This window comes from Bacteroides sp. 1001136B_160425_E2, assembly GCF_015559655.1.
Lineage (GTDB): Bacteria > Bacteroidota > Bacteroidia > Bacteroidales > Bacteroidaceae > Bacteroides > Bacteroides luhongzhouii.
Genome location: NZ_JADMQH010000054.1, coordinates 1 through 1,742, shown reverse-complemented (window position 1 = coordinate 1,742; position 1,742 = coordinate 1). Strand labels below are relative to the sequence as shown.

2 protein-coding genes are annotated in these 1,742 nt (G+C 39.8%); both read right to left on the bottom strand.

The genetic code is table 11. The features are described from left to right. Window positions 1-1,005: chain-length determining protein (locus tag I2I04_RS23075; RefSeq protein ID WP_195655946.1), on the bottom strand; the 1,005-nt coding region annotated here is incomplete at its 3' end. A gap of 15 nt (window positions 1,006-1,020) precedes the next feature. Next, window positions 1,021-1,742, bottom strand: a 722-nt coding sequence (locus tag I2I04_RS23070) for an SLBB domain-containing protein (RefSeq protein WP_195655945.1), incomplete at its 5' end; no start/stop codon positions are given.

The following is a 1,742-nucleotide window of genomic DNA, read 5'->3' as shown; positions in this document are numbered from 1 at the left end:
TGGTACCACAGCAGGCTCTACAACAGCAAACACAGGTTTTTCTTCCTGAACTTTAGCTCTGGCAACCTGAAGCTGACCAGCAACCTGACTGTATACCTGATAAGCAAGACTCATATCATTCTGCAAGCGTTCCTGTTCGGTACGAACACTCTGCAAAATTAGGTTATCATGAGAATCCAGATAATCGGCATATTTCTTCTGCGCTTCGTAATATTCCTGCTGACGTTCTTTAAATAATTTCTCCAAATAGAGACAATCCTCTTTAGATTTGGAGGTACGATAGTCTATGATATATTCCTGCAACTTTTTTACCACGGAATCGGCTACGACTGCAGCAACTTTAGAATCCTGAAAAGTTGCAGTAACGGAAGTCATCGAAGTTTTCTTATCCACAGAAGCAGTGATCTTTTCCTTTAGAGTCTCAATTTTCTCCGTTTCCTTCTTTGAAAGCTCAATTACACCCTGACTTGTTTTATCAAAATATATATTTTCATCTTCCTCAATAAACAAGGACTTTACTCCACCAATTACCATTCCAGGAAACCCGATTACATAACTCCACCAGGGAGATGTTTCTTCATCTAAATAAGTGTTCAATGTCATGACTTCATTCTTTGTTACCGGTATCTCCATTGCGGAAAGCTCCAGTAAAAAAGGAGTAGAAGATACAATATCAGCAGATAAGGAAGCATTCAAGGCATCAGTACCATCTCCCATAGAAACTCCACTTCCTAAAAAAGAAGCAGCCAAACCTGATAAACCGCCAGTTTTACTGCTTCCCATCTCTGGAGAAAGGGTAACTTCAACCGTGTACTGCTTAGGGATACTTATTGCAACAATAATCCCAATTATCAGTCCAATGCCAGCCGCTTTATAGATTTTCTTACGAATACCTATAACCTTACGAAGAAGATCCATCAAATCGATTTCGATCTCCTCATCATTGTGATTATTATGTAACTGTTTTGTTTCCTTTTCAGATGCTCGTTCCATCAAAGTAGACATAAATAAAGGTATTCGTTATTTCTTGATTAAATTAGCAATAGAGGCAATCATCATACCTAACGAACTAAAAGAAGTGGCATATCCTAGGATTTCACCTACATTAGTACGCTTCTTAGCTTTACTAGGTACAATTATTTCACAACCAGGCTCGATTTGTTTCTTACCACTACCTTTAACCTTAGTTACCTGACCATTCATATAGACAATGAACTTCTTGCTCTTCTTCGCATTCTCAGAATAACCACCAGCCTGATTCAAGTAATAATCGATATTCTCACCTTTCATATAAGAAACGGTATTCGGAACCATCACAGCACCATTAATTGTTACCGTATTAGTATTCTTCGGAATAAAAATCACATCACCTTCACGCAAAACCAGATCTGATGCACTGCCCGGATTAGCTATAGCTTTCTCCAAGTCAATGCCGACTGTAAAATGATCTTCTACACGGACGCCCAAAGAATCCATCATAGCCTCACCCAACTGTCGACTCATCAAACGGATCACATCTCCCATACGTTTTTTCTCACCTTCAGTAGCTACACGAGTAAGTTTGGCACCGCGTAGGTAAGCATAATTCGTAGCACCTCCCGCTTTATTGATCAAATCTGAAAGACGTTCTTCACGACTGGTCATGGCATAAGAACCTCCGAACAGGATTTCACCTTCAACAGCTACATTCTGTTGGGCCTGATAACCCGGACTACGACGTACATAAACCTCATCATAAGGTT